This is a genomic window from Nocardia brasiliensis IFM 10847 (assembly GCF_000710915.1).
In the GTDB taxonomy this organism is placed as follows: Bacteria; Actinomycetota; Actinomycetes; order Mycobacteriales; family Mycobacteriaceae; genus Nocardia; species Nocardia brasiliensis_A.
The window spans coordinates 150839-158341 of record NZ_BAUA01000174.1; the positions used below are offsets into that span (position 1 = coordinate 150839).

At 69.6% G+C, this 7503-nt stretch carries 4 protein-coding genes; all 4 read left to right on the top strand.

Features of this window, described 5'->3' with window-relative positions; genetic code table 11:
* Positions 1-99 precede the first annotated feature (99 nt).
* Positions 100-1632 carry an alpha/beta hydrolase gene (locus tag NBRGI_RS34160; RefSeq protein WP_029901304.1) on the top strand — a complete coding sequence of 511 codons (1533 nt, stop codon included), beginning with the start codon at positions 100-102 and terminating at the stop codon, positions 1630-1632.
* A 99-nt stretch (positions 1633-1731) separates the two neighbouring features.
* Positions 1732-3072, top strand: coding sequence for a glutamine synthetase family protein (locus NBRGI_RS34165; RefSeq protein WP_029901305.1), 1341 nt, complete (start codon positions 1732-1734; stop codon positions 3070-3072).
* An 87-nt stretch (positions 3073-3159) separates the two neighbouring features.
* The gene (locus tag NBRGI_RS34170) at positions 3160-6171 is read left to right on the top strand and encodes a bifunctional [glutamine synthetase] adenylyltransferase/[glutamine synthetase]-adenylyl-L-tyrosine phosphorylase (RefSeq protein WP_029901306.1); all 3012 of its coding nucleotides are present in this window, start codon (positions 3160-3162) and stop codon (positions 6169-6171) included.
* A gap of 736 nt (positions 6172-6907) precedes the next feature.
* Positions 6908-7503, top strand: a 596-nt coding sequence (locus tag NBRGI_RS50110; RefSeq protein WP_441921155.1) for an endonuclease/exonuclease/phosphatase family protein, incomplete at its 3' end; no start/stop codon positions are given.

Below are 7503 nucleotides of genomic sequence, written 5' to 3' on the forward strand. Positions count from 1 at the left end.
GGTGGTTGCACCCACTGAGACGAGCGATGGAAGCTGCGGTTACGCGGTTCGCCACCGGGTGTGTCGCACTCGCTGGCGCGCAGCTGCCAGTATCAGAGGATGGCTTTGGTGCGGAGTGGGCGCGGTGCGCTGATCGTGGCGGTGCTGGGGTTGGTGGCGGCGGGGTGTACGACCGCGGGGCATCCGACGGGTCCGATGCCCGACGTGCCCGCCGAATTGGGCAAGTTCTATCACCAGACCGTGCAGTGGGGCAGTTGCGCCGGGTTCGGTTCGGCGGAAGACCGGTTCGCGCCGAGCGCGGAGTGCGCGAAGATCACCGTGCCGATCGACTACGCCGCCCCGGACGGGGCGACCGCGCAGATCGCCGTGTCGCGAATCAAGGCCTCCGGCAAGAAGATCGGCTCGCTGCTGATGAATCCCGGTGGGCCGGGGGAGTCGGGGCTGACCATGTCGGGGCTCGGCAACAAGACGCCGCTGGCGCAGCGGTTCGACCGGGTCGGCTTCGATCCGCGCGGGGTGGGCTCGTCGACGCCGTCCATCGTCTGCGAGACCGCGCAGGAGCAGGACGCGGAACGGGCCGAGGCGCAGAAGGACAACACCCCGGCGGGGATCGCCGCGGCCGAGGACGAGAACCGGCAGTACGCGGACCGCTGTACCGCCCGGACCGGCAAGGAGTTCCTGGCGCACGTCGGCACCCGCGAGGTGGTGCAGGACCTCGACGTGATGCGCGCCGCCCTGGGCGACCCGAAGCTCAGCTACCTGGGCTACTCGTACGGCACCAAGATCGGTTCGGCGTATGCGGAGAAGTTCCCGGATCGGGTGCGCGCGCTGGTGCTGGACGGCGCGATCGACTCCTCGCAGGACCCGGTGCAGGAATCGCTGCGCCAGGCGGCCGGTTTCCAGAAGGTGTTCGACGCCTACGCCGCGGACTGCGTGAGCAAGGCGGACTGCCCGCTCGGCACCGACAAGGCGCAGGCGGTGCCGCGGTTCCGGGCGCTGGTGGATCCGCTGTGGGACAAATCGGCGCCGACCACCGATCCGCGCGGCCTCAGCTACAGCGACGCGCTCACCGGGGTGCGGCAAGCGCTCTATACGACCGACCTGTGGTCGGTGCTCACGCTCGGGCTGTCCGAACTGCGCGACGGCCGCGGTGACACGCTGCTGCAACTGGCCGACCTGTACGACGGCCGCCGCGACGACGGCACCTACAGCAACACCACCGACGCGTTCAATGCCATTCGCTGCGTGGACGATCCGCGGATCAGCGACCGCGAGGTCACCGGCAGGCAGGACGTCGAGTACCGCAAGGCCGCGCCGTTCCTCGACGACGGCCGCGGCACCGGCGCGGCGCCGCTGGACCAGTGCACGGTGTGGCCGGTGCCGAACACCAGTGAGCCGCATCGGATCACGGTGACCGGATTGCCGAAAACCGTGGTGGTGTCGACCACCGAGGACCCGGCGACGCCGTATCAGGCGGGTGTCGACCTCGCGTCCCAGCTGGGCGCGTCGCTGCTGACCTATCAGGGCAGCAGGCATACCATCGCGCTCTCCGGTGGTTCGTCGTGCGTGGATCAGGCGGTGATCGACTATCTCGTCGACCTGAAGGATCCGGCGCCCGGCCTCACCTGCTGAGCGACTCGGCGGCCGCGGAAATCTTTTTCCGGCAACAAGGACGGCACACTCAGCGTGTATGTAACACGGATTTAACGCCGGGTGCTTACGCTCGCGGACATGGATCGCCAGAAGGAATTCGTGCTGCGGACGCTCGAAGAGCGGGATATCCGCTTCGTACGTCTCTGGTTCACCGACGTCTTGGGTTACCTGAAGTCCGTCGCCATCGCTCCTGCCGAGCTGGAGGGCGCGTTCGAGGAGGGTATCGGCTTCGACGGTTCCGCCGTCGAGGGCTTCGCCCGGGTGTCGGAGGCCGATATGGTCGCGCGGCCGGATCCGTCCACGTTCCAGGTGCTGCCGTGGTCGACGAGCAAGGGCCATCAGCACTCGGCCCGCATGTTCTGTGACATCACGATGCCCGACGGTTCGCCGTCCTGGGCCGACCCGCGCCACGTGCTGCGCCGCCAGCTGAACAAGGCCGGCGATGTCGGGTTCAGCTGCTACGTGCACCCGGAGATCGAGTTCTTCCTGCTGGAGAACGGCCCGCAGGACGGTTCGCAGCCGATCCCGGCCGATTCCGGCGGCTTCTTCGACCAGGCCGTGCACGATTCGGCGCCGAACTTCCGCCGCCACGCCATCGACGCGCTCGAGTCGATGGGCATCTCGGTGGAGTTCAGCCATCACGAGGGCGCGCCCGGCCAGCAGGAGATCGACCTGCGCTACGCCGACGCGCTGTCCATGGCCGACAACGTGATGACCTTCCGCTACCTGATCAAGGAGGTGGCGATCGACGAGGGCGTGCGCGCGACGTTCATGCCCAAGCCGTTCGCCCAGTACCCGGGCTCGGCGATGCACACGCACATGAGCCTGTTCGAGGGCGAGGCCAACGCCTTCCACGATCCGGACGATCCGATCAACCTGTCCAGCACCGCGCGGGCGTTCATCGCGGGCATCCTCGAGCACGCGCCGGAGATCAGCGCGATCAGCAACCAGTGGGTGAACTCCTACAAGCGGCTCATCCACGGCGGTGAAGCGCCGACCGCCGCGTCCTGGGGCCGGTCCAACCGCTCCGCGCTGGTCCGGGTGCCGATGTACACGCCGAACAAGTCCTCCTCGCGGCGCATCGAGATCCGCAGCCCCGATTCGGCCTGCAACCCGTACCTGACCTTCGCCGTGCTGCTCGCGGCCGGTTTGCGCGGCATCGAGAAGGGCTACACGCTGCCGCCGGAGGCCGAGGACGACGTGTGGTCGCTGACCGCGGCCGAGCGGCGCGCGATGGGCTTCCGGGAACTGCCCGGCACGCTGGACGAGGCGCTGCAGGCGATGGAGCGTTCCGAGCTGGTCGCCGAGACGCTCGGCGAGCACGTCTTCGACTTCTTCCTGCGCAACAAGCGCCGGGAGTGGGCCGACTACCGCAGCCAGGTGACGCCGTACGAGCTGAAGGAATACCTCGGACTGTGAACCCGGGCGGGCACCTGCGCCGTTCTGGTACCGAAGATAGGTTCCGCGGTGGCCTGCTGTTGGCTTCGAGCCTGTAATTTGAGAGCTATGGTCCGGCCACCGTCTGCCCGCTCCGCTGTCCCCGGTGTCGGTCGGCTCGGATTGCTCGAGCCGTCCGCTGCTGCCACGCTGCGCGAATTGGGCTGGGACAACGTCGAAAGTATCCCCGTGCTGTGGGCGCTGTCGCGCGCGCCCGACGCCGACCTCGCGCTGAACACCCTGCTGAAGCTGTACGAGCAGCTCGGAACCGACTGGGCGGCACTGGATTCGGCGATCCGGTCGGAAACCGCGCTGCGCGGCAGGTTGTTCGCGCTGATCGGCGCGTCCAGCGCGTTCGCCGATCATCTCGTCGCCGATCCGGCGGCCTGGGAGATCCTGCGGCGCAAGGCTTTGCCCGCCCGCGAGGAGCTGCTGGCGGATCTGCTCGATGTGGTCGACGCGGTGCCGGAAACGGGCCCCAACGCGGGCCCGATGATTTTCCGGGCGGGGGAGCACGGGCCCGAGGTTGTGGCGTTGCTGCGCAAGCGATACCGGGACCAGCTCATGTTGCTCGCGGCGCTCGACCTCGCCGCGACCGTGGAGAACGAGCCGGTGCTGCCGTATCAGGTGGTCGGCAGGCACCTCACGGACCTGGCCGATGCCGCGCTCACCGCCGCGCTGTCGGTCGCGGTCGCGCGGGTCTGCAAGGACGGTCCGGTGCCGGTGCGGCTCGCCGTGATCGCTATGGGCAAGAGCGGCGCCCGGGAACTGAACTACGTCAGCGATGTCGACGTGGTCTTCGTCGCCGAACCGGCCGACGCCACCGCCACCCGGCTGGCCGCCGAGATGATGAGCGTCGCGAGCGCGGCCTACTTCGAGGTCGACGCGGCGCTGCGGCCCGAGGGCAAGGCGGGCGCGCTGGTGCGCACGCTCGATTCGCATCTGGCCTACTACAAACGCTGGGCGCGCACCTGGGAGTTCCAGGCGCTGTTGAAGAACCGGCCGATGACCGGCGACCTGGAACTCGGCGAGCAGTACCGGGCCGCGCTGATGCCGATGGTGTGGAACGCCTCGGAGCGTCCCGACTTCGTCGCCGACGTGCAGGCCATGCGCCGGCGGGTGGAGGATCTGGTGCCCGCCGATCTGCGCGAACGCGAGCTCAAACTCGGGCACGGCAGTCTGCGCGACGTCGAATTCGCGGTCCAGCTCCTGCAATTGGTGCACGGGCGGGTGGACGAGTCGCTGCACGTGCAGGGCACCGTCGAGGCGTTGACCGCGCTGGCCGCCGGCGGATACGTCGGCCGGGACGACGCCGCCAATCTCACCGCGTCCTACGAGTTCCTGCGGCTGCTCGAACATCGGCTGCAGCTGCAGCGGTTGCGGCGCACGCATACGCTGCCCGCCGCCGACGACGAGGAAGGTATGCGCTGGCTGGCGCGCGCCGCGCACATCCGGCCCGACGGCAGGCAGGACGCGGTCGGCGTGCTCGGCACCGAGATCCGCCGAAACGCGGTGCGGGTCAGACGGTTACACGCCAAACTGTTCTATCGTCCGCTGCTCGAATCGGTGGTCAAGATGGACCCCGACGCGCTGCGGCTCAGCCCCGACGCCGCCATCCGGCAGCTGGCCGCGCTGGGCTATCAGGCGCCCGAACACGCACTCGGGCACCTGAAGGCGCTCACCGGCGGGGTTTCGCGCAAGGGCCGCATCCAGGCGCTGCTGCTGCCGACCTTGCTCGAATGGCTCGGTGAGACACCGAATCCCGACGCGGGCCTGCTCGCCTACCGGCGGGTGTCGGAGGGGCTCGACGACCAGATCTGGTTCCTGCGCGAACTGCGCGACGAGGGCGCGATCGCGCAGCGGCTGATGATCGTGCTCGGCTCCTCGGAATACCTGCCGGACCTGCTGATCAACGCGCCGGACACGATCCGCATGTACGCCGACGGGCCGGGCGGGCCGCTGCTGCTCAGCCCGCAACCCGAAGACGTCGCGCGCGGCATCATGACCGCCGCGTCCCGCTATGACGACCCGAAACGCGCTGTGGCGGCAGCACGTTCGCTGCGCAGACACGAACTGGCGCGGATCGCCTCGGCCGACCTGCTCGGCATGCTCGACGTGCAACAGGTGTGCCGGGCGCTGTCCTCGGTGTGGGTCGCGGTGCTCGAAGCCGCACTCGCGGCGGTGATCCGGGCCAGCGAGGCGGAACTGGGCACGCCCGCGCCCGCCGATTTCGCGGTGATCGGGATGGGCAGGCTCGGCGGCATGGAACTCGGGTACGGGTCCGACGCGGACGTCCTGTTCGTCTGCGATCCGCGGCCCGGCGAGGACGAGACCAAGGCCGTGAAGTGGGCGATCAGCGTCGCCGACAAGGTGCAGCGCCTGCTCGGCGCGCCCAGCACCGACCCGCCGCTGCACGTGGACGCCGGACTGCGCCCCGAGGGCCGCAACGGTGCGCTGGTGCGCACCCTGGCCGCCTATGCCGCGTACTACCAGCAGTGGGCCCAGCCGTGGGAGGTGCAGGCGCTGCTGCGGGCGCACCAGGTCGCGGGCGATCAGCAACTCGGACTGCGTTTCCTGCACATCATCGACAAGGTGCGCTACCCGGAGGGCGGGGTCTCCACCGAGGCGGTGCGCGAGATCCGGCGGATCAAGGCCCGTGTCGACGCCGAACGACTGCCGCGCGGCGCGAACCCGGCCACGCACACCAAACTCGGCCGCGGCGGTCTCGCCGACATCGAGTGGACCGTGCAGTTGATGCAGCTGCGCTACGCCCACGACGTGCTCGGCCTGCACAACACGTCCACGCTGGAATCGCTCGACGTGATCGAGCAGACCAAGCTGCTCGACACCGCCGACGTCGAACTGCTCCGGGACGCCTGGCTCACCGCGACGAAGGCGCGCAACGCCCTGGTCCTGGTGCGCGGCAAGCCGACCGATCAACTCCCCGGCCCGGGACGCCTACTATCCGCCGTCGCCAGAGTGGCAGGCTGGCCCAACGACGACGGCAGCGAATTCCTCGACCACTACATGCGGATCACCCGCCGGGCGAAAGCGGTGGTGGAGCGCGTGTTCGGTCAGTAGGCCACCGCGCGTGCACAGCGCATCGCGCGGCGTTGCTTCCTGACCGGAGGCCGCGAGATTCCGCGCCTGGGCGGGTGGCGGACCGATTGACGGTGTGCTCAGCATCTCCGGGCCACCGGGCCACCGGGCCACCGGGCCACCGGGCCACCGGGCCACCGGGCCACCGGGCCACCGGGCCACCGGGCCACCGGGCCACCGGGCCACCGGGCTGCCGGGCCACCGGGCTGCCGGGCCACCCGGGCTGCCGGGCCACCCGGGCTGCCGGGCCACCCGGGCTGCCGGGCTGCCGCACCAGTTCTGTTTTCTCGCACCCGACTTGCCGCGTGACACACCGGGTCTCGACGCAGAAGGGGTGCGTCTGTTGCCGCCCGCCGGCGGAATGCACACAAGTGCTGCACAGGTAGGACGCGGTTGCTCCACAACGGGGGCTTAGGGTCGGGGTATGCGTGGATGGGTGGAGCGTTTCGTACTCGGGGTGGGGTGGTGCGCTGCCGCGGCGGGGCTCGCCGGGCTGGTGCTGCACTTCGTGGCTTGGCGGCAGCGGCCGTTGGCGCTGTTGGCGTCGGGGGCCACGTATCTGATGGTCGGGGCGGTGGTCGGGCTGGTGTGTTTCCTGATCGTCCGTGGTTGGCGCAGCGCGGGCGTGGCCGCGGTGCTGGTGGGGGTGGTGCTGTGGACGGCGGTGCCGACGTTCGTCCCGCAGAGTCGCGCCGCCACCGGTCCCGAGGTGAACGTGATGCAGTCGAACCTGTTGTTCGGTGGTGCCGACGCGGACGCCGTGGTGCGTGCCGTCCTGGACAACCGCGTCGACGTGCTGACCGTGAACGAGCTGACGAACGGCGCGGTAGACCGCCTGGCCGCGGCGGGACTCGACGCCGCACTGCCGCACCGCTACCTCGAGCCGACCGCCGACGGTGGTGGCGGTACCGGCATCTACAGCCGATACCCGTTGCGCGACACCAAGAAATACGGCGGCTTCATCCTCAACCAGGTCTCCGCGACGATGGAGCATCCGCAGCGCGGGCCCATCACGGTCTTCGCGTTCCATCCGATCCCGCCGCCGATGAACTTCGCCGACTGGCTGGCCGAGATGCGACGCGTCCGCGACATTCTCGACGCGCAGCAAGGACCGGCGATCGTCGGCGCGGACTTCAACGCCACCCGTGATCACGCCGCCTACCGCGCACTCCTGCACGGACGATTCGAATCCGCCGCCGACCAAGCCGGTGCGGGTCTGTTGCTGACCTTCCCCGACGACAAACAGTGGGGCCCGATCATCGGCATCGATCACGTCCTGCTCGGTCGCGCNNNCGTANNNNCCCGGANNACCCC